Genomic DNA, 18,895 nt, shown 5'->3' with positions numbered 1-18,895 from the left:
TTCTTTCCATGTTCTCCAAGTACAAAAAACAGTCTGCCACGCCGCGCGCTGCCGCGCAGCCGGCCCCTGCGGCCGCACCTGCGCCGCAAAAGGCCCCCGCCCCGGCCGCCAACATGCGCAAACCCATGGCCCGCAAGGCGGCAGAGGCAACCCCGGCGGACAAGGAACGCAAACGCAAAGAGCGGATGGGCGAGATCAAGATCCAGCTGCACCGCGAACTGCTGGACAACCTCAACCTCGCCGCGCTGGAACGTGCCAGCGAGGCTGAGCTGCGCGCCGAAATCTCCTCTATCGCCACCGAGATCCTTGAGGAAAAAGGCATCGTTCTCAACCGTGAGGACCGCCAGACCCTGACCAAGGAACTCTATGACGAGGTCACCGGCCTTGGCCCACTGGAAACCCTGCTTCAGGACGACACCGTCAACGATATTCTGGTCAACGGCCCGCAGCAGGTCTTTGTCGAACGCGATGGCAAACTCCAGCTCAGCGATGTGACCTTCAAGGATGAAAAGCACCTGATGCGGATCATCGACAAGATCGTCTCCGCCGTGGGGCGCCGTGTTGATGAAAGCAACCCTTACGTGGACGCCCGTCTTGCCGACGGCTCGCGTTTCAACGCGATGGTGCCGCCGGTGGCCGTGGATGGCTCTCTGGTCTCGATCCGTAAATTCAAGAAGGACAAGCTGGGCATTGACGATCTGGTCAACTTCGGCGCCTTCACCGAGGAAATGGCCGCCTATCTTCAGGCCGCTGTCTCCACCCGTCTCAATGTCATCGTCTCCGGCGGTACCGGCTCCGGTAAAACCACAACACTCAACGCGCTGTCATCCTTCATCGACAATGCCGAACGTATCCTCACCATCGAGGATACGGCAGAACTTCAGCTGCAACAGACCCATGTGGGCCGGATGGAAAGCCGCCCGCCCAACGTCGAGGGTCGCGGTGAGGTCTCGCCCCGCGACTGTCTGAAAAACGCCCTGCGGATGCGCCCGGACCGGATCATCGTGGGCGAAACCCGCGGCGAGGAAGTCATCGACATGTTGCAGGCGATGAACACCGGCCACGACGGGTCCATGACCACGATCCACGCCAACTCCGCCCGCGACGGCATCTCGCGCCTGGAAAATATGATCGCCATGGCCGGCATCGAAATGCCGATCAAGGCGGTGCGCAGCCAGATCGCATCAGCCGTCAACATCATCGTGCAGGCCTCGCGTCTACAGGACGGCTCCCGCCGCATGACCTCCATCACCGAAATCACCGGCATGGAAGGTGATGTGATCTCCATGCAGGAAATCTTTCGGTTCCAGCGCGTGGGCCTCACGCCTGAGAACAAGATCATCGGCCATTTCACCGCCACCGGCGTGCGCAGCCACTACTCCGAGCGGTTCCGCCTCTGGGGGTACGACCTGCCGTCCGCGATCTATGAACCCACCGTGATGGAGGCCCGCTGATGCAACTGAGTGCAGAACCAATCATCTATGGTCTGATCTTCATCGGCGTTCTGGTGCTGGTCGAAGGTCTCTATCTGGTGACATTTGGCAAATCCATCAGCCTCAACAGCCGCGTCAACCGCCGCCTGGAGATGATGGACAAGGGCGGCAACCGCGAACAGGTGCTGGAACAGCTGCGCAAGGAAATGCGCCAGCATATGAGCGCCAAGTCGATCCCGCTCTATTCGCTGCTGGCCGAACGCGCACAGAAGGCGGCCATCGCCTTCTCACCGCGCCAGCTGATCCTGATCATGGGCGGCGTCGCGGCCATCGCCTTCGTCGGCCTCAGCGTCGGCACCAGTGCCGAACTGCCGCTGCGCCTGCTGGCCTCGGTCATTATCGGCGTCGGCGCCGTGTTCTTCTGGGTCAACAAAAAAGCTGCCAAACGCATGGCCATGATCGAAGAGCAGCTGCCCGATGCCGTCGAACTGATGGTGCGCTCGCTGCGCGTTGGTCATCCGTTTTCCTCCGCCGTGCAGATCGTCGCCAATGAGGTCGAGGACCCGCTGGCCACCGAATTTGGCGTCATCGCCGACGAAAGCGCCTATGGCCGCGATGTCGGCGAAGCGCTGAAGGAAATGGCCGAACGGTTGGACATGCAGGATATGCGCTTCCTCGCCGTGGCCGTGACCATCCAGCAGCAATCGGGCGGTAACCTCGCCGAGGTGCTGGCCGGTCTGGCCAAGGTGATCCGCGCCCGCTTCCGCCTGTTCCGCCGTGTAAAAGCCATCACCGCCGAGGCGCAGTGGTCCGGAAAGTTCCTCTCTGGCTTCCCGCTGTTCTGTCTGGGCGGCATTCTGGCCAAGGATCCCGGTTACTACGACAGCGTGATCGACCATCCCTGGTTCATCCCCGCCTGTTTCGTCGTTGGCGCCATGCTGACCGTCAATCTCTTCGTCATGCGCATGCTGACGAACATCAAGGTGTGAGGCCAAATCCATGACATCTCTGAGCGATATCAATGACCTGCTGGTGACACACCTCGGCCCCTTCGGCCCACTTCTGGTGGTTGGGCTGATCGGCCTCTTCATGATCCTGCTGGCGATCCCGCTGCTGCTGAACCAGCCCGAGGATCCGCTGAAAAAGCTGCAGAAAAGCATGTCGGCCAGCACCCAGACCAAACCCAAGAAGGAACGCCTGCGGCAGGCCGATCGCAACGAACAGTTGCAGAAATTCGCCTCCTTTCTGGAACCACAGGACGCCGCCGAACTCTCCAAGATGGAGCTGAAGCTGCGGCAGGCCGGTTACCAGTCCAAGGATTCGGTGCGTTTCTTCCACTTTGCGCAATTCGCCCTGGGGCTGATCGGCCTCGCCTTGGGCCTGTTCTATGTCTACGTGCTGAACGCCGATATGGAGTATGACAGCCAGCAGATGGTGATCCGCATCATTGGCCCCGGTGCTGCCGCCTATATGCTGCCGAAATACTGGATCACCCGCCGCATCGAAGAACGCAAACAAGAGATCACCTCCGGTTTCCCCGATGCACTCGACATGATGCTGGTCTGTGTTGAGGCCGGCCAGTCGCTGGATCAGGCCATCGTGCGCGTCGCCAAGGAACTCCATGCCTCCTACCCTGCTCTGGCGGAGGAGTTCGACGTCGTCGCCCAGGAGATGAAAGCCGGTAAGGACAAAGACAAGGTCATGCGCGACATGGGCACCCGTTGCGGCGTGCAGGATGTCTCCTCCTTTGTCACCGTGATGATCCAATCGGCCACCTTCGGCACTTCGATTGCCGAGGCACTGCGGGTCTATGCCGGGGAAATGCGGGACAAACGGGTGATGCGCGCCGAAGAGGCCGCAAACAAGTTGCCAACCAAAATGACCCTTGCCACAATGACCCTCACGGTGCCGCCGCTGCTGATCATTCTGGTCGGACCTTCGGCGCAGGGCATCGCCAATCTGGGCAATATGAGCAAATAACACATGATGACACTGGGTTGGGCCACCCCCTCCCGTCTCTGTCGACTGATCCTCGCCACCCTCGCGCTTGCGTTGGTGGCGGCTTGCATGTCGCCGGGCGGCAAATCGGATCCCGACGATCCCCTTGGCGCCCCGGCCCTGCCCGGCATTGATCCCCGTGGCACATCCGAAAGCGGCCTTATTGTCGGCCACCGGCTGATGGCGGCCGCGGAATATGAGCTGGCACTGGACGCCTTTACCCGTGCCGCACTGGAGGACGGGCTGAGCGCCGAAGTACTCTCCGGCCTTGGCACCGCCAATCTGGGATTGGGGCGTCTGGGGCAGGCCGAAACCCATCTGCGCCGCGCGGTGGAGCGTGATCCCGACTGGCCCGCCGCCATGAACAACCTCGGCGTGGTGCTGATGGAACGGCAAAAATATCCCGAGGCCGAGCAGATCCTGCGCCGCGCCTTCGCGCTTGATAATGGCGAAAGTGACGCAATCCGCGAAAATTTCCGCCTTGCTCTCGCAAAACTTGACCAGAGCACGCATAGTGATCCGCAACAAAAAGGCTACGCATTGGTGCAACGCGGCGGGGGCAGTTACCTGATTCGCACGTCCCGGTGACGCAAGGCTTAGAGGCAGAGCAGCACAGAGGACGCAAAAAATGCGCCAGCAGATTTTCGTATCCGTATGTCTGGTCGGTGGGCTTGCCCTGTCGGCCTGCGCCAAGGACGACACCGAAGCCGTGGACCGCGCCTTTCAGGAGGTGAACGTGGTCGATGAAAGCAACCTCAACGATGTGATGTTGACCGTTGCCGACCCGAATGAGGCCGTCACCTATTTCCAGCGCACCGTGAAATCCGCCCCCGAGCGGATCGACCTCAACCGGGGGCTGGCGCTCTCGCTGATCCGCGCCAAGCGCAACACTGAGGCCGTCACCGCTTGGAAAAAAGTCGTCTCCCTCCCCGAGGCCACCGATGAGGACCGCGTCGAACTGGCCGACGCGCTGATCCGCACCAGCAATTGGGACGAGGCCCGCACCACGCTCGACAAGGTGCCGCCCACCCATGAGACCTTCAAACGCTACCGGTTGGAGGCGATGGTGGCCGACTCCGAGCAGAACTGGAAACGCTCCGACAGCTTTTACCAGACCGCCGTTGGCCTCACCACGCAGCCCGCGCGCGTGATGAACAACTGGGGCTACTCCAAGTTGACCCGTGGCGATTATGCCGAGGCCGAGCGCCTGTTTGGCGATGCCATCCGTCAGGATCAGTCGCTGTTCACCGCCAAAAACAATCTGGTGCTGGCCCGTGGCGCACAGCGCAACTACACCCTGCCGGTGATCCCGATGGACCAGACTGAACGCGCCCAGCTGCTGCACACGCTGGCGCTGTCGGCTGTGAAACAGGGCGACGTCCAGACCGGAGAAAGCCTGCTGCGTCAGGCGATCTCGACCCACCCGCAGCATTTCGATGCCGCCGCCCGCGCGCTTGCTGCGCTGGAAAACGGCTAACCACCGGAGCCTGCGTCCCATGCTGATCTCGGCCCATGTCGCCCTATGGTTCCTGCCTTTTGTCGTGCCGCTCTGCTGCGTGGTCGCACTCAATGACCTGCGCCACATGCGGATCCCCAACTGGACAGTGGATCTTCTGGCCGCAATCTTTGTCATTGTCGGCCCCTTCCTGATGAGTTGGACAGACTACGGCTGGCAGCTATTACATCTGCCCATCGGCATCGGCCTGGGCTTCCTGTGCTACAGCGCCGGCATGGTTGGGGCGGGCGACGCCAAATTTGCAGGTGCCGCAGCCCCCTTTGTGGTCTTTGGTGATCTCTCGGTGGTGGTGATCATCTTCTCCGCCATGTTGCTGGCCGGGTTCCTGACGCATCGGATTGCCAAATACACCCCCCTGCGCCGTCTCGCGCCGGAGTGGAAAAGCTGGGATGTTGGCAGCAAATTCCCGATGGGCCTCTGCCTTGGCGGCACCTTGGTGTTCTATCTGGTCTTGGGCAGCCAGCTGGGCCAGACCGCCCCCGTCTAGGCCCCTCCGGGTCTTCCCGCAGCTTTCCTAAAATGCGCCGCATCCGCGCCGCCGCTTCGCGGAAATGCACCAGCTTTGCCCCGCTTGTGCCACAGTGCTGAATAAACTCTTGTCTGGAACACCCGCGCGCCATCCGGCGTGCCCTTGTGCAACCGAGACAGGCAGGCCGCAGCATGAATATGGAAACCTCCGCCGTAATGGCGCCCCCCTCTCCGCGTGGTCTGGAGCAGATGCAGCTCCCCATGGTGATGATGCGGGACATCCTGCTGAAGACGATCTTCCGCAAGACCTGCGAAAACGTCAGCGAAATCGCCGCCGCAATCTGCCTGCCGATCCCGGTGACACAGGAACTGGTGGATATTGCCCGCGAACAGAAACTGCTGGAGGCCACCGGCACGCTGAATGCGAACTCCGGCAACGAAATGGGCTATCAACTGACCGATGCAGGCAAGGCCCGCGCGCTGGATGCCCTCAGCCAGTCGGAATACTACGGTGCCATGCCGGTGCCGCTGGACATCTACCGCGAGCAGGTCAAACGCCAGTCGATCCGCAATATTCTGGTCACCCGTCAGCAGCTTCTGGGTGCGATGGGCCATCTGGTGCTGCCCGACAGCCTGCTGGACCACCTTGGCCCCGCCGTCAGCGCCGGCCGCTCCATCCTGATGTATGGCCCCCCCGGCAATGGGAAATCCTCCATCTCCAACGGGATCCGCGATGCCCTTGGCGACAATGTCTATGTGCCGCGCGCCATCGAATATGCCGGTCAGGTGATCACCGTTTATGACCCGATCGTACACACTGCCGTCCCCCTGCCGGAGGATGACCCCAACAGCCTGCGCCGCGCGCGCCGCTTTGACAGTCGCTATGTGATGTGTGAACGCCCCACGGTTGTCACCGGGGGTGAGCTGTCCCTGTCGATGCTGGATCTGGTCTACAACCCCACTGCGCGCACCTATCAGGCCCCGCTGCAGCTGAAATCCACCGGCGGCATTTTCATCGTCGATGACCTTGGCCGACAGGCGGAATCACCGCAGGCGCTGGTCAACCGCTGGATCGTGCCACTGGAAGAGGGCCGCGATATCCTCTCCCTGCAATCAGGCGAAAAATTCGAGGTGCCGTTTGACACGCTGGTGATCTTCTCCACCAACTTTCACCCCAATGAGATCTTCGATCAGGCCGCCCTGCGCCGGATCTTCTTCAAGATCAAAATCGACGGCCCGGATCAGGAAAACTTCCTCAAGATCTTTGCCATGGTGGCGCAGAAGAAAGGCATCCCGCTGGATGAGGCCGCGCTGGTCCACCTGCTCAAGCACAAATACCCGACCATCGACAACATCTACGCCAACTACCAACCGGTCTTCCTGATCGACCAGATGAAGGCGATCTGCGATTTCGAAGGCATCCCCTATCAGATGTCTCCCGACCTCATCGACCGCGCCTGGGCCAATATGTTCGTGAAGGACGAACACATCGTCAAATAAGCCACCCCAAAGTTTTTTGGAAACTTGGGTCAGAACTTTTAGAAAAGTGCTGCCGACGCGCCTACATAAGTCGGATGAGCAGGCTTCCCGATGTTATCACAGATTGGTTCAGCACCCGTGGCTGGACCATCCATCCCCATCAGCAGGAGATGCTGGACCGTGCCGAAGATCCGGCCACCCTGCTGATTGCCCCCACCGGCGGCGGCAAGACCATGGCCGGCTTCCTGCCGACGCTGGCTGATCTGGCAACAGGCGACCATCAGGGGCTGCACACGCTCTATGTCTCACCGCTGAAGGCGCTGGCGGCAGATATCAAACGCAACCTGCGCACCCCGGTTGACGACATCGGCCTGCCCATCCGCATTGATGACCGCACGGGTGATACCCCCGCCAGCCGCAAGCGCAGCCAGCGCGCCGATCCACCGCATATTCTTCTCACCACACCGGAAAGCCTCGCCCTGCTCACCTCTTACGAGGACGCGCCGCGCATGTTTGCCGGGCTGAAACGGGTGGTGCTGGATGAAATCCACGCCCTCGCCGACAGCAAACGCGGTGACCAGCTGATGCTCGCCCTGACCCGGCTGCAAGCCATATGCCCCGACATGCGCCGAGTCGGCCTTTCCGCCACCGTCGATGATCCCGCCGCCATCGCGCAGTACCTCGCGCGCCATCCCGACCCCTGTGATATCGTCCTGGCCGATCCCGGCCCCGCCCCCGACATCCGGATGCTGCACACAGACGCGGCCCCACCCTGGGCCGGTGGCGGTGCTGCCCATGCCATCCCCGCCGTGCTGGAGCAGATCAAGGCCCATAAGACCACGCTCATCTTCCACAACACCCGCGCCCAGGCCGAGATCTTCTTTCGCAACCTCTGGCTCGCCAATGAGGACGGCCTGCCGATTGGCATCCACCACGGCTCGCTTGATCGGGTGCAGCGCGACCGGGTAGAGGCGGCGATGGTCCGGGGAGAGCTGCGCGCCGTGGTCTGCACCGGCTCGCTTGATCTGGGCATCGACTGGGGCGACGTGGATCTGGTGATCCAGATCGGCGCGCCAAAAAACGTCAAGCGACTGGTGCAGCGCATCGGCCGCGCCAACCACCGCTACAACGCGCCGTCCAAGGCGCTACTGGTGCCTGCCAACCGGTTTGAGGTGGTGGAATGCCGCGCCGCCCTTGAGGCGGTTGAGGCTGGCACGCTGGACGGCACGCCACGCCATCCCGGCCCCCGCGACGTCCTCTGCCAGCACATCCTGATCCGCGCCTGCGCCGGGCCCTTTGCTGCCGATGATCTGTTTGCTGAGGTCACCGGCGCTGGCGCCTATGCCAGCCTCACCCGCGCAGAGTTTGACGCCTGCCTCGACTTCTGCGCCACCGGTGGCTACGCGCTTCGGGTCTATGACCAATGGCAGCGGCTGCTGCAGCGCCCCGACGGGCTGTGGCAGCTGCGCGACCCCCGCGCCGCCCGCCGTATCCGCATGAATATCGGCACCATTCAGGACGCGGACCTCCTGAAAGTCAGGCTCAAACGCAGCCGTGGCGGCAAACCTCTGGGGGAGATTGAGGAAGCCTTTGCCGCGACCCTCACCCCCGGAGATACTTTTCTCATTGGCGGGCAGGTTGTGCGCTATGAGGGGTTGCGCGAAATGACGGTGGAGGTCAGTCGCAACGCCAGCAAGACACCCAAGGTCGCTGTGTTCTCCGGCACCAAATTTGCCACCTCAACCCAGCTCAGCACCCGCATTCTGGACATTCTGCAACGCGACAGCTGGCCGGATCTGCCGTCCCATACCGCCGACTGGCTGGCGTTGCAGCGTCAGGTCTCTGAAATGCCGCGCCAGGGCCAGCTGCTGCTGGAGAGCTTTCCCTTCCGGGGGCGCGAATATCTCTGCGTCTATGGCTTTGCCGGGCGCAACGCGATGCAGACCCTCGGTCTGTTGCTAACCAAGCGCATGGAGGAGCTGTCGCTCGACCCACTGGGCTTTGTCGCCACGGATTATGCCACGCTGATCTGGGGACTCAGCCCGGTTGACGACCCCGCCCCGCTGTTCGACCCGGACAAACTGCGCGCCGGTCTCGATGGCTGGCTGGCGGACAACGCGGTGATGAAACGCAGCTTTCGCGCGGTGGCCAATATCGCAGGCCTCATCGAACGCAACACCCCCGGCCAGCGCAAAAACGGCCGTCAGGCGACGTTTTCCTCCGACATCCTCTACGACACCCTGCGCAAATATGATCCCGATCACCTGCTTCTGGACATCACACGGCAGGAGGCGCTTGGCGGCTTGGTGGACTTCGGCCGCATTGAGGAGATGCTGGCGCGCACCAAGGGCCGCATCACCCTCAACCGCCTGTCGCGGATCTCCCCCCTCGCAGCCCCCCTGCTGCTTGAGGTCGGCAAGGTCCCGGTAAAAGGCGCGGCACAGGAAAAACTGCTGCAACGCGAGACCGAGGAACTGATGCGGAGTGCCGGGCTGGCCGAGCTGACGCCGCCGCAGGAACCTGGCCTCTGACAGCGACATGCGGGACTTGCACCCGCCCGCAAAACCAGCGATCAGACCCCTAATGACCGGCTATGATTTCTCCCTCGCAGGCGAGCGCCTGACAGCACTTGGATCCGGCGCGCTCTGGTGGCAGGCGCGCGGGCTGCTTTGCGTCGCCGATCTGCATCTGGGGAAATCCGAACGCCAGCTCAGGCGCGGTGGCACCGCCCTGCCCCCCTATGAGACCCGCGATACGCTGGACCGTCTTGCAGCGGTGATCGAGCAGACGCAGCCGGAGATGGTCGTCTGTCTGGGCGACAGTTTCGACGATGATGCCGCCGCTGCCGCGCTGTCGCCGACGGATCGTGCACGTCTTGAGCAGCTGATTGCCGCCACCCGCTGGGTCTGGATCACCGGCAATCATGATCCCGCCCTGACCGGGCTGGCAGGGGCCGCGCTGGACAGCCTGACCCTTGGCCCGCTGCTGTTTCGCCACATCGCCGACCCGGCATTTACCAGCCAGCCCGACACAGGGGTCGCCGCCGAACTCTCCGGCCACTACCACCCGAAGGCCCGCCTGCGCGGCAGCGCCCGACCGGCGTTTCTGGCCGATCACCAGCGCCTGATCCTGCCCGCCTTCGGCACCTATACCGGCGGCCTCTGCACCACCCATAGCGCGCTGCGGGATCTGATGTCACCACGCGCCCTCGCGATCCTCACCGGGCCACGCGCCCTGCCCTGCCCGATGCCGCGCTGACCCTTTTCCTAGATCTGCGCGCAGCGTCACATCCCCATCGCAATACGCGTGGTCTATGCTGGCCGCACATGTGAAAGGGACCGCCATGATCGAACAGCGCATCCGCGACAGTTTTGCCAAACAGACCATGATGCAGACGCTGGGCGCGGAAATCGCAGAGGTCGGCGAAGGCACCGTCACCCTCACCGCGCCGATCCTGCCGGGCAGTCGCCAGCAGCACGGTGTCGCCCATGCCGCCCTCAGCTTTGCCATCGGGGACAGCGCCGCAGGTTATGCCGCCCTCACCCTGATGCCCGAAGACAGCGAAGTGATGACCGCCGAGATGAAGATCAACCTTCTGGCACCGGGCGCAGGTGACATGCTGCGCGCCACGGGCAAGGTCATCAAACCCGGCCGCAGTCTGGTGATTGTCACCGCCGAGGTCCACGCGATCACCGGCAATGAGGAAAAACTGATCGCCCTTCTGCAGGGCACAATGGTGCCGGTCGCCGCAGGCTGATCCGCGGGCGTTTCCCGCCTGTCACCTTTCCAAAAAATACTCCCGCCCAATGCCCGGCAGGCGGCTTTGCCGCTGAAAGGGGAGGCATCCGACGGGAGTATCAAACGTTATCGTCGTGGTTTTACGCGGGATTTAAGCTGTCAGCCCTTCCGGCTCTGCCAGCCCATTGGCGCGGCAGCAGGCGGTCACGGTGTTGGCCAGAAGGCAGGCAATGGTCATCGGACCAACGCCGCCCGGCACCGGGGTGATCGCGCCTGCGCGCTCGGCGCAGCTGGCGTAGTCCACATCGCCCACCAGACGGGTCTTACCTTCGCCTTTTTCCGGGGCGTCGATCCGGTTGATGCCCACGTCGATCACGGTGGCGCCTTCCTTGATCCAGTCACCGGGCACCATTTCCGGGCGGCCAACGGCAGCAACCACGATATCGGCGCGGCGAACAACATCCGGCAGATCCTTGGTGCGGGAATGCGCGATGGTCACGGTGCAGCTGTCGCCCAAGAGCAGCTGCGCCATCGGCTTGCCGACAATGTTCGACCGGCCAATCACAACCGCGTCCATGCCCGACAGCGAGCCGTGATAGTCGCGCAGCATCATCAGGCAGCCCAGCGGCGTGCAGGGCACCATCGACTTCTGACCGGTGCCCAACAAGCCCACATTGGAGATGTGGAACCCGTCCACGTCTTTCTCCGGCGCGATGGAGTTGATGATCAGATCTTCGTTCAGATGGCCGGGCAGCGGCAGCTGCACCAGAATACCATGCACAGCCGGGTCCTTGTTCAGCTGATCGACCACCGCCAGCAGATCTGCCTCAGACGTATCGGCATCCAGCTTGTGCTCAAAGGAGTTCATGCCCGTCTCAACGGTCTGCTTGCCCTTGGAGCGCACATAGACCTGGCTTGCGGGATCTTCCCCCACCAGAACCACCGCCAGACCAGGGGTGATGTCATGCTCTTCCTTCAGCCGGGCCACGTGGCCTGCCACTTTCTCCCGTACGGTGGCGGCAAAGGCCTTCCCGTCGATGATATTCGCTGCCATTGCTTCTGTCCTCTTGCTGCGCGCCACATGGGGCTGCGCGTTACTCCTCGCGGATCACCCGTGCCTCACGGGCAATCGACCAGTCCACCAGCTGTCGCCACAGTGCTTCGATCAGATCCGGGTCGAGCCCCGTGGCCTCTGCCGTGGTCCGGGCATTCATGACCACCTCTTCGACACGGGCCGGAATACGCGCTGGCCAGCCGTTTTCCGTCTTCAGCTCGATCGCGCGGTCGATATAGCTGGCCCGCTCTGCCAGACGCGCGATCAAGTCACGATCCAGCCGGTCGATCTGCTGCCGCAGCATGGCCATATCGGCACAGTCCTGCGGCGGGTGTCGTTCAGTCATCGCTTCAAACTCCTGCGGCCCGGGGAGGCTCCCCGGGCCGCAGATTGCCTATTTCAGGCCTTAGAACAAGCCTTCGATCTGGCCTGCGTCATTCAGGCGGATCGATTCCGACGCGGGTTTGCGCGGCAGACCCGGCATGGTCATGATCTCACCGCAGACAACCACGATGAAGCCAGCCCCCGCCGACAGGCGCACTTCGCGAACCGGGACCGAATGGCCGGTGGGCGCGCCGCGCAGGTTCGGATCGGTAGAGAAGGAATACTGGGTTTTCGCCATGCAGACCGGCAGGTTGCCATAACCCGCATCTTCCCATTCTTTCAGCTGGTTGCGGATCTTCTTGTCGGCCAGAACCTCGTCGGCGCGGTAGATGCGCTTGGCGATGGTTTCGATCTTCTCAAAGAGCGGCATCTCATCGGGGTAGATCGGCGAGAAGTTGGCGGAGCCGGCATCGACGATTTCGACAACTTTCTCAGCCAGCGGTGCGGAGCCCTCGGAGCCCAGCTCCCAGTGGCGCGACAGAACCGCTTCGACACCGTGGGTGGCGCAATAGGCTTTGACCGCGTCCACTTCGGCATCGGTGTCGGTGACAAAATGGTTGATCGCAACCACAACCGGCACGCCGAAGGATTTGACGTTCTCGATGTGACGGCCAAGGTTGGCACAGCCGGAGTTGACCGCATCAACGTTCTCAGCGCCCAGATCCGCCTTGGCCACGCCGCCGTTCATCTTCATCGCGCGCACGGTGGCAACCAGCACCACTGCGGAGGGTGCGATGCCTGCCTTGCGGCATTTGATGTTCATGAACTTCTCGGCACCGAGGTCCGCACCAAAGCCTGCTTCGGTGACAACATAGTCAGCCACTTTCAGCGCGGTCTTGGTTGCGATGACCGAGTTACAGCCGTGTGCGATGTTCGCAAACGGACCGCCGTGGACAAACGCCGGGTTATTTTCCAGGGTCTGCACCAGGTTCGGCTGCATCGCGTCTTTCAGCAGCACGGTCATTGCGCCTTCTGCCTTGATGTCGCGGCAGTAAACCGGGGTCTTGTCGCGGCGATAGGCCACGATGATGTCGCCCAGACGCTTTTCCAGATCCTTCAGGTCGTTGGCGAGGCAGAGGATCGCCATCACTTCCGAGGCCACGGTGATGTCAAAACCGGTTTCACGCGGGAAACCGTTGGACACGCCACCCAGGGACGCCGTGATCTGGCGCAGGGCGCGGTCGTTCATGTCGACCACACGACGCCATGCAACGCGACGGATGTCGATTTCGCACTCATTGCCCCAGTAGATGTGGTTGTCGATCATCGCCGACAGCAGCGAGTGGGCAGAGGTGATCGCGTGGAAGTCACCGGTGAAGTGGAGGTTCATTTCCTCCATCGGCACCACTTGCGCGTAACCACCACCTGCGGCGCCGCCCTTCATGCCGAAGTTCGGGCCGAGGCTCGCTTCGCGGATACAGATCATCGCGTTTTTGCCGATGCGGTTCAGACCATCACCCAGACCCACGGTGGTGGTGGTCTTACCTTCACCCGCAGGGGTCGGGTTGATCGCGGTCACCAGGATCAGCTTGCCGTCTTCCTTCGACTGCACCGAGTTGATGAAGTCCTGGCTCACCTTCGCCTTGTCGTGGCCATAGGGCAGCAGATCGTCGCTGGAGATGCCGATCTTTTCACCGATTTCCTGGATCGGACGCTTCTGCGCCTCGCGGGCGATTTCGATGTCACTCTTGTAGCTCATGGCCGGGTTCCTGAATTGTGAGGTCGCGAATGTACAGGCACAGCCGTGCCGGTTTCCCGCAAGACTTAGCCCTTCTGCGACATTCGATGCGCGTGATTTCCGACATGATCAGGCATTGAAACGGCGTTCACTCACCCTAGGGCAGCCAAAGATTGCCAATTGTGTCAGGCCGACGCCTATACGCAACCGCGAGGGGGAGATTGGCCCGACTCAAGCCGGGCCTCAGGTGTGCCTCAGCCGGACTTCAGTCGGGTCTCAGTCAAGTTTCAGGGCGCCCAGGCTGGTTGATCCGGCACAAACAGGCGCAGGGGTTCGCCCGCTTTCAGCACGCCGGGCCGTTCCACCCAGGCCATCACCCCGCGTCGCCCGGTGGCCGCCGGTTTGAACTTCGGACCAAAGCCTGCGTGATCTTTCTCGATCTCCTTGGCCGGGAAAATGCAGGGCCGGTTTTCGATATCCACCGTCAGCGTCACCCCGTCTGGCCCTTGCAACCGGCTGGAGGGCGGCAGATGGCTGAGGTCGGGAATACCGCGCAGCACCAGTGTCGCCCCAAGGTGAACCGGGTCGATCCGCTCCATCCCCATATCCGCAGCGATCAGCGCCAGTTCTTCCTCCGACAGGATGCTGATCTGGCGCAGATTGCGGATTTCCGTGCCCTCGGGATGCAGATTGCGCACCCGCACACAGGACGCCCGCAAGGCGCCTTCGTGACGCTCCCCCGCGATCCCGTCAAAGCTCAGCGTCAGCTGATCCTGCTGCTCTGATCGCAGCCCCCCGGTGGCCGCCGGAACATAGCCGATCCAGGTCACCTCTCCCTGAAACTCGGTTTCGCGCATCACTGGCATGGGGCTTCTCCACTGCAAATAACCTGACAAATCAGCGCCACCATAGGCACGCGCCCGGTGTCTGACCAGCCCTGCAACAGCCTCTGTGGCTCAGCGTCGGTGCATCACACCCAGCGTATCAAAAAACCCGGCCACCTGTTGGGGACCGGGTTTGATTTTGCAGTATTCTGAACGCGTTACCGTCAGGAAGACGGCTCCGGCGCCAGGCCATCATCCGATGCGGATTTCTTCGGCTTGGCCTTCGGGATCGCGGTGACCGAGGCGCCGCCGGTATCGGCATCGTCGCCCTCATCCTCGCCCGCCTGCGGCGGATCGCCCTTCATCACGCGTTTGATCTCGTCACCGGTGAGGGTCTCATACTCCAAGAGCCCCTGCGCCAGCCGTTCCCATTCCTCATTCTTGTCTTTGAGGATCTGCAAGGCCTGATCATAACCCTGCTGGATAAAGCGTTTCACCTCATCCTCGATCAGTTCTTTGGTGTTGGCAGAGACCGAGAAGCCAGCGGTGTTGCCGGAATAGCCCTCATGCGCTTCGGCGTAGTCGATATTGCCGACCTTGTCCGACATACCCCATCGCAGCACCATGGCCCGCGCCAGCTGGCTGGCCTGCTGGATATCGCCCGCCGGACCGTTAGAGACATGATCCTCACCGTATTTGATCACCTCAGCCGCCTTGCCGGCCATGGTCATTGCCAGTTTCTGCTGGCACTCATCACGGTGATAGTTCAGCCGGTCCATTTCGGGCAGCGACACCACCATCCCCAGCGCACCACCGCGCGGAATGATCGTCGCCTTGTAGACCGGATCACACAGCGGCAGCTCCAGACCCACAACCGCGTGGCCCGCTTCGTGGTAGGCGGTTTTTTCCTTCTGATCCTGCGTCAGCACCATGGACCGGCGCTCCGCCCCCATCATCACCTTGTCCTTGGCCGATTCGAAATCTTCCATGGTGACAAAACGGCGACCGACGCGGGCGGCCATCAGAGCGGCCTCATTCACGAGGTTGGCCAGATCCGCACCGGAGAAACCGGGGGTGCCGCGCGCGATGATGCGCAGATCCACATCCGGGCCCAGAGGCGTCTTGCGCGCATGCACCCCAAGGATTTTCTCACGGCCCTTGATGTCGGGGTTGCCGACGGTGACGTTGCGGTCAAAGCGGCCCGGACGCAGCAACGCAGGGTCCAGCACGTCCTTACGGTTGGTCGCGGCCAGAATGATCACGCCTTCGTTGGCTTCAAAGCCGTCCATCTCAACCAGCAGCTGGTTCAGCGTCTGCTCGCGCTCATCATTGCCACCGCCGTAGCCCGCGCCACGATGCCGACCGACAGCATCGATTTCATCGATGAAAACAATGCAGGGCGCGTTCTTCTTCGCCTGCTCGAACATGTCGCGCACACGGGATGCACCGACACCGACGAACATCTCAACAAAGTCGGAACCGGAGATGGTGAAGAACGGCACACCTGCCTCACCCGCAATGGCCCGCGCCAGCAGGGTTTTACCAGTCCCCGGAGGGCCCACCAGCAGCGCGCCTTTGGGGATTTTGCCGCCCAGACGGGAGAATTTCTGCGGGTTGCGCAGGAATTCAACGATCTCTTCCAGCTCTTCCTTGGCCTCATCAATGCCAGCGACATCGTCAAAGGTCACGCGGCCATGCTTCTCGGTCAGCATCTTGGCCTTGGATTTGCCAAAGCCCATGGCGCCCCCTTTGCCGCCGCCCTGCATCCGGTTCATGAAATAGATCCAGACACCAATCAGCAGCAGGAAGGGCAACAGCGTCAGCAGGAATGACTGGAACCCGGACTGCTGCTGCTTTTCAGCGCGCACCGGGATGTTGTTGTCGATCAACAGCGTGGTCACCTCGGCATCGCCGGGTTTGATGGTCATGAAGTTCTGGCCGTCCGACGTGGTGTAGCGAACCTGTTCGCCATCCAGCGTCACAGTGCTGACATTGCCGTTTTCAACCGCGCTGACAAAGTCAGAAAAAGTCTTCTCTCGGCTCTGCATGGTGCTGCCGGAACCACTGAACAAGTTGAACAGCGCCAAGACGAGCACAAACAGAACAACCCAAAAGGCGATATTGCGTACGTTGCCCAAGGAAAGTCTCCCAATATGCGAGGCGCACCTGGCAGGCCGCCTTCGTTGCCTCTAAAATAGGGATACTTCACTGAGGTTCAATGCGATAAAAGGGCTGTGAAGAACTCTTCGCTGTTCTGGACCAGTTCTGCGGTCCATCCATTGCCATTTCCCGCCAATGGCGCGGCAATCAGCTGATCCTGTTTCCACACCGCCGGGGTGGCCTGCAAAACGGCGCCCGGCACCTCAGCCCGGCGCCAGTCAGGGCAATGCAGCAACCCCGCCGGCCCCAGCGCGCGCACCTCGTGATCCTGCACCTCACCGCCAAAAACCCGCCAGCGCTGGTCCCAGATTTTGCCCGGCAGCGCCACCTCTTCGGCGACCGGTTTATATTCGCGGCAAATCCAGGTGCGCTGCCTGCGGGTGATCATCCGGCACCCCCCAAGGGTGAAGGACCCCCCGTGGCGCACCGCATCGCGCGCCTTGACCATCGGTTCCCGGCGTGGCGGATGCACCGCCCCGCTGACCCATTGCACCGACCGCACCAGCAGCCGATGGGCGATTTCATCCGGCAGGGTGCGGAACTGGCGCTGGTCGATCACAATCGCGCCATCGCGCACCTCGGCCATATCCCGGGCGGCCAGAAACGTATACCAATCCAGCGCTTCACGGGCCGCCCCCATATTGCGCGCCACCGCCGCAAGCCGCTCCACCGTCAGACCCAGCGGTTCCAGCGCCTCCATCGCCTGACGCACCCGCACCCGTTCAAATCGGGCATCCTCATTGCTGGGATCCTCGGCCCAGCAGCACTCGCGGGCGCGCAGATACGCGCGCAGCTCTTCGCGTGTGACCTCCAGCAGCGGGCGCAGCAGCGTCACCCCCTCCATGGCCCGGCTGCGCGACATCGCCGACAGGCCAGAGACGCCCGACGACCGACCCAGCCGCATTAGCAGCGTTTCGGCCTGATCATCCGCCGTATGCCCCAGCGCCACCGTGGAGATGTCATTCAACTGCGCCCAGGAGGTCAGCAGCGTGTAGCGTGCATTGCGGGCCTGTTCCTGCAGATTGCCCGCCTGCCCTGCTGTCGGGCGGTCACACCATTGCAGGATGTCATGGGCCATGCCCAGTTTGGCAGCGGCGCCCGCAACCATCTGCGCCTCCGCGCCGGAGGTCGGGCGCAACCCGTGGTCCACCGTCGCGACACAGATCTCAACACCAACATCGGAAAAACACTCATGCAGCAAATACATGAGCGCCATCGAATCACCGCCACCCGAAACCGCGACCCCCAACCTTGCGGGCAGGGCAGATCGGAACTGCTCCTGCACGATGGCCAGGATATCCCGGTCGGGGCGGGTCAATTGCAGGCCAGTTTGGCGCGCTCGGCCTCCGCTGCGGCGGTCTCAGCGGCGCCGGGGAACCGGCTGGCCACCTCGGCGAGGGTCACGCAGGCCTGGCTGGTCTGCCCCAGCCGCCCCAGTGCCGCCCCCAGTTCAAACAGCGCTTTTGGCGCGGTCTCCCCCGTGGCATTGCCAGAGAAGGACGCCAGATAGGCCCGTGCCGCCTCGCGGGTATCGCCCAGGCCGTCCAGCGCCTTGCCACGGTTATATTCCACCGCAGCCGCCAGTGGGCTGCCGGGATATGCCTGCGTGAAGGCTGCAAATTTCTCTGCCGCCTCCTGATAGGCGCCGCTATCCAGCGCCGCTTTGGCGGCATCGAAATCCGCCTGTTCGCCGACCGCCAGTTCAGAGGTGGTATCAACTGCGGTGCCCGGCGTCGCGGGCAAGGCCGGTGCGCCACCTTCGGGCAAGTCCCCACCGCCAAGCGTGGTGGTCTCCCCCAGCTGCGAGATATCGCCGCCTTCCAGCTCCACCAGCCGGAACTCAAGATCACCAATCCGGTTGGTGCCATCCTGCACCACCCGGTCCACCCGGTACGACAGTTGTTCGGTCTGCGCGGTCAGCCGCTGCAGCTCCGCCTCAATGGCGCTGACACGGTCCAGGACGCTGTCCCCTGCGACATTGGTCTGCGGGCTGCCGGTGGTCGACATTTCCCGCTTCAACCGCTGAATCTCAACGTGCAAAACCGTCAGCTCCTGACGGATATCAGCAAGCGTTTGGTCATCCTGTGCCCGCGCCATCAACGGCGGCATGGCCAGCACCAGCGCAAGGGCGGCAATCGCTAAAGGACGCAGTTGCATGATCGT

The 18,895-nt window shown here is 62.5% G+C and carries 17 protein-coding genes; 10 read left to right on the top strand and 7 right to left on the bottom strand.

Annotation, left to right across the window (positions count from 1 at the left end):
- Positions 1 to 8 precede the first annotated feature (8 nt).
- The 10 genes from D1820_RS16165 (at position 9) to D1820_RS16120 (ending at position 10,651) form a co-directional block, all read left to right on the top strand.
- Positions 9 to 1,454 carry a CpaF family protein gene (locus D1820_RS16165; protein ID WP_040181909.1) on the top strand — a complete coding sequence of 482 codons (1,446 nt, stop codon included), beginning with the start codon at positions 9 to 11 and terminating at the stop codon, positions 1,452 to 1,454.
- On the top strand, positions 1,454 to 2,422 hold the full coding sequence (locus D1820_RS16160) for a type II secretion system F family protein (RefSeq protein WP_014873707.1): 969 nt from the start codon (positions 1,454 to 1,456) through the stop codon (positions 2,420 to 2,422). Before D1820_RS16165 ends, D1820_RS16160 begins: the two co-directional genes overlap by 1 nt.
- A 10-nt stretch (positions 2,423 to 2,432) precedes the next feature.
- Entirely contained in the window at positions 2,433 to 3,413 is a 981-nt protein-coding gene (locus tag D1820_RS16155) for a type II secretion system F family protein (RefSeq protein ID WP_072505509.1), read from the top strand.
- Positions 3,414 to 3,416: 3 nt separating this feature from the next.
- Positions 3,417 to 4,019 carry a tetratricopeptide repeat protein gene (locus tag D1820_RS16150; protein WP_118069753.1) on the top strand — a complete coding sequence of 201 codons (603 nt, stop codon included), beginning with the start codon at positions 3,417 to 3,419 and terminating at the stop codon, positions 4,017 to 4,019.
- A 40-nt stretch (positions 4,020 to 4,059) separates the two neighbouring features.
- Positions 4,060 to 4,908: a lipopolysaccharide assembly protein LapB gene (locus tag D1820_RS16145; protein WP_040172022.1), complete on the top strand. Its 849-nt coding sequence runs from the start codon at positions 4,060 to 4,062 to the stop codon at positions 4,906 to 4,908.
- A gap of 19 nt (positions 4,909 to 4,927) precedes the next feature.
- Complete coding sequence (locus D1820_RS16140) at positions 4,928 to 5,434, top strand: prepilin peptidase (RefSeq protein WP_040172019.1); 507 nt, start codon at positions 4,928 to 4,930, stop codon at positions 5,432 to 5,434.
- A 173-nt stretch (positions 5,435 to 5,607) separates the two neighbouring features.
- Entirely contained in the window at positions 5,608 to 6,915 is a 1,308-nt protein-coding gene (locus D1820_RS16135) for an ATPase (protein ID WP_096870668.1), read from the top strand.
- 74 nt (positions 6,916 to 6,989) lie between these two features.
- On the top strand, positions 6,990 to 9,425 hold the full coding sequence (locus D1820_RS16130) for a ligase-associated DNA damage response DEXH box helicase (protein ID WP_118069752.1): 2,436 nt from the start codon (positions 6,990 to 6,992) through the stop codon (positions 9,423 to 9,425).
- Positions 9,426 to 9,477: 52 nt separating this feature from the next.
- The gene (gene pdeM, locus D1820_RS16125) at positions 9,478 to 10,152 is read left to right on the top strand and encodes a ligase-associated DNA damage response endonuclease PdeM (protein ID WP_118069751.1); all 675 of its coding nucleotides are present in this window, start codon (positions 9,478 to 9,480) and stop codon (positions 10,150 to 10,152) included.
- Positions 10,153 to 10,237: 85 nt separating this feature from the next.
- Positions 10,238 to 10,651, top strand: coding sequence for a PaaI family thioesterase (locus D1820_RS16120; RefSeq protein WP_118070264.1), 414 nt, complete (start codon positions 10,238 to 10,240; stop codon positions 10,649 to 10,651).
- Positions 10,652 to 10,783: 132 nt separating this feature from the next.
- Here the strand turns inward: D1820_RS16120 and folD are convergent, their stop codons facing one another.
- The 7 genes from folD to ybgF form a co-directional block, all read right to left on the bottom strand.
- On the bottom strand, positions 10,784 to 11,686 hold the full coding sequence (gene folD / locus D1820_RS16115; protein WP_040172009.1) for a bifunctional methylenetetrahydrofolate dehydrogenase/methenyltetrahydrofolate cyclohydrolase FolD: 903 nt from the start codon (positions 11,684 to 11,686) through the stop codon (positions 10,784 to 10,786).
- A 40-nt stretch (positions 11,687 to 11,726) separates the two neighbouring features.
- Positions 11,727 to 12,032 carry a chorismate mutase gene (locus D1820_RS16110; RefSeq protein ID WP_040172007.1) on the bottom strand — a complete coding sequence of 102 codons (306 nt, stop codon included), beginning with the start codon at positions 12,030 to 12,032 and terminating at the stop codon, positions 11,727 to 11,729.
- 60 nt (positions 12,033 to 12,092) lie between these two features.
- Positions 12,093 to 13,769 (bottom strand): formate--tetrahydrofolate ligase, encoded by a 1,677-nt coding sequence (locus D1820_RS16105; RefSeq protein ID WP_040181896.1) that lies wholly within the window; start codon positions 13,767 to 13,769, stop codon positions 12,093 to 12,095.
- Between the two features lie 266 nt (positions 13,770 to 14,035).
- Positions 14,036 to 14,614, bottom strand: coding sequence for an MOSC domain-containing protein (locus D1820_RS16100; protein WP_096788680.1), 579 nt, complete (start codon positions 14,612 to 14,614; stop codon positions 14,036 to 14,038).
- A gap of 182 nt (positions 14,615 to 14,796) precedes the next feature.
- Complete coding sequence (ftsH, locus tag D1820_RS16095; RefSeq protein ID WP_096788679.1) at positions 14,797 to 16,710, bottom strand: ATP-dependent zinc metalloprotease FtsH; 1,914 nt, start codon at positions 16,708 to 16,710, stop codon at positions 14,797 to 14,799.
- Positions 16,711 to 16,787: 77 nt separating this feature from the next.
- Positions 16,788 to 17,948, bottom strand: a complete 1,161-nt coding sequence (gene tilS, locus D1820_RS16090; RefSeq protein ID WP_254683400.1) for a tRNA lysidine(34) synthetase TilS — start codon at positions 17,946 to 17,948, stop codon at positions 16,788 to 16,790.
- Between the two features lie 98 nt (positions 17,949 to 18,046).
- Positions 18,047 to 18,889, bottom strand: a complete 843-nt coding sequence (gene ybgF / locus D1820_RS16085) for a tol-pal system protein YbgF (RefSeq protein WP_118069749.1) — start codon at positions 18,887 to 18,889, stop codon at positions 18,047 to 18,049.
- Between the last annotated feature and the right edge of the window lie 6 nt (positions 18,890 to 18,895).

The sequence above is a fragment of the Phaeobacter sp. LSS9 genome, from assembly GCF_003443595.1.
Classification (GTDB): Bacteria; Pseudomonadota; Alphaproteobacteria; order Rhodobacterales; family Rhodobacteraceae; genus Phaeobacter; species Phaeobacter piscinae.
This window is presented reverse-complemented; position numbering and strand designations above follow the sequence as displayed.

Coding starts and splice junctions, on each gene's coding strand:
- D1820_RS16150 (WP_118069753.1), top strand. CDS start 3,417: ATGATGACACTGGGTTGGGCCACCCCCTCCCGTCTCTGTCGACTGATC.
- D1820_RS16135 (WP_096870668.1), top strand. CDS start 5,608: ATGAATATGGAAACCTCCGCCGTAATGGCGCCCCCCTCTCCGCGTGGT.
- D1820_RS16165 (WP_040181909.1), top strand. CDS start 9: ATGTTCTCCAAGTACAAAAAACAGTCTGCCACGCCGCGCGCTGCCGCG.
- D1820_RS16120 (WP_118070264.1), top strand. CDS start 10,238: ATGATCGAACAGCGCATCCGCGACAGTTTTGCCAAACAGACCATGATG.
- tilS (WP_254683400.1), bottom strand. CDS start 17,948: ATGGCGCTCATGTATTTGCTGCATGAGTGTTTTTCCGATGTTGGTGTT.
- ybgF (WP_118069749.1), bottom strand. CDS start 18,889: ATGCAACTGCGTCCTTTAGCGATTGCCGCCCTTGCGCTGGTGCTGGCC.
- folD (WP_040172009.1), bottom strand. CDS start 11,686: ATGGCAGCGAATATCATCGACGGGAAGGCCTTTGCCGCCACCGTACGG.
- D1820_RS16145 (WP_040172022.1), top strand. CDS start 4,060: ATGCGCCAGCAGATTTTCGTATCCGTATGTCTGGTCGGTGGGCTTGCC.
- D1820_RS16155 (WP_072505509.1), top strand. CDS start 2,433: ATGACATCTCTGAGCGATATCAATGACCTGCTGGTGACACACCTCGGC.
- D1820_RS16110 (WP_040172007.1), bottom strand. CDS start 12,032: ATGACTGAACGACACCCGCCGCAGGACTGTGCCGATATGGCCATGCTG.
- D1820_RS16140 (WP_040172019.1), top strand. CDS start 4,928: ATGCTGATCTCGGCCCATGTCGCCCTATGGTTCCTGCCTTTTGTCGTG.
- D1820_RS16105 (WP_040181896.1), bottom strand. CDS start 13,769: ATGAGCTACAAGAGTGACATCGAAATCGCCCGCGAGGCGCAGAAGCGT.
- pdeM (WP_118069751.1), top strand. CDS start 9,478: ATGACCGGCTATGATTTCTCCCTCGCAGGCGAGCGCCTGACAGCACTT.
- D1820_RS16160 (WP_014873707.1), top strand. CDS start 1,454: ATGCAACTGAGTGCAGAACCAATCATCTATGGTCTGATCTTCATCGGC.
- D1820_RS16100 (WP_096788680.1), bottom strand. CDS start 14,614: ATGCCAGTGATGCGCGAAACCGAGTTTCAGGGAGAGGTGACCTGGATC.
- D1820_RS16130 (WP_118069752.1), top strand. CDS start 6,990: ATGAGCAGGCTTCCCGATGTTATCACAGATTGGTTCAGCACCCGTGGC.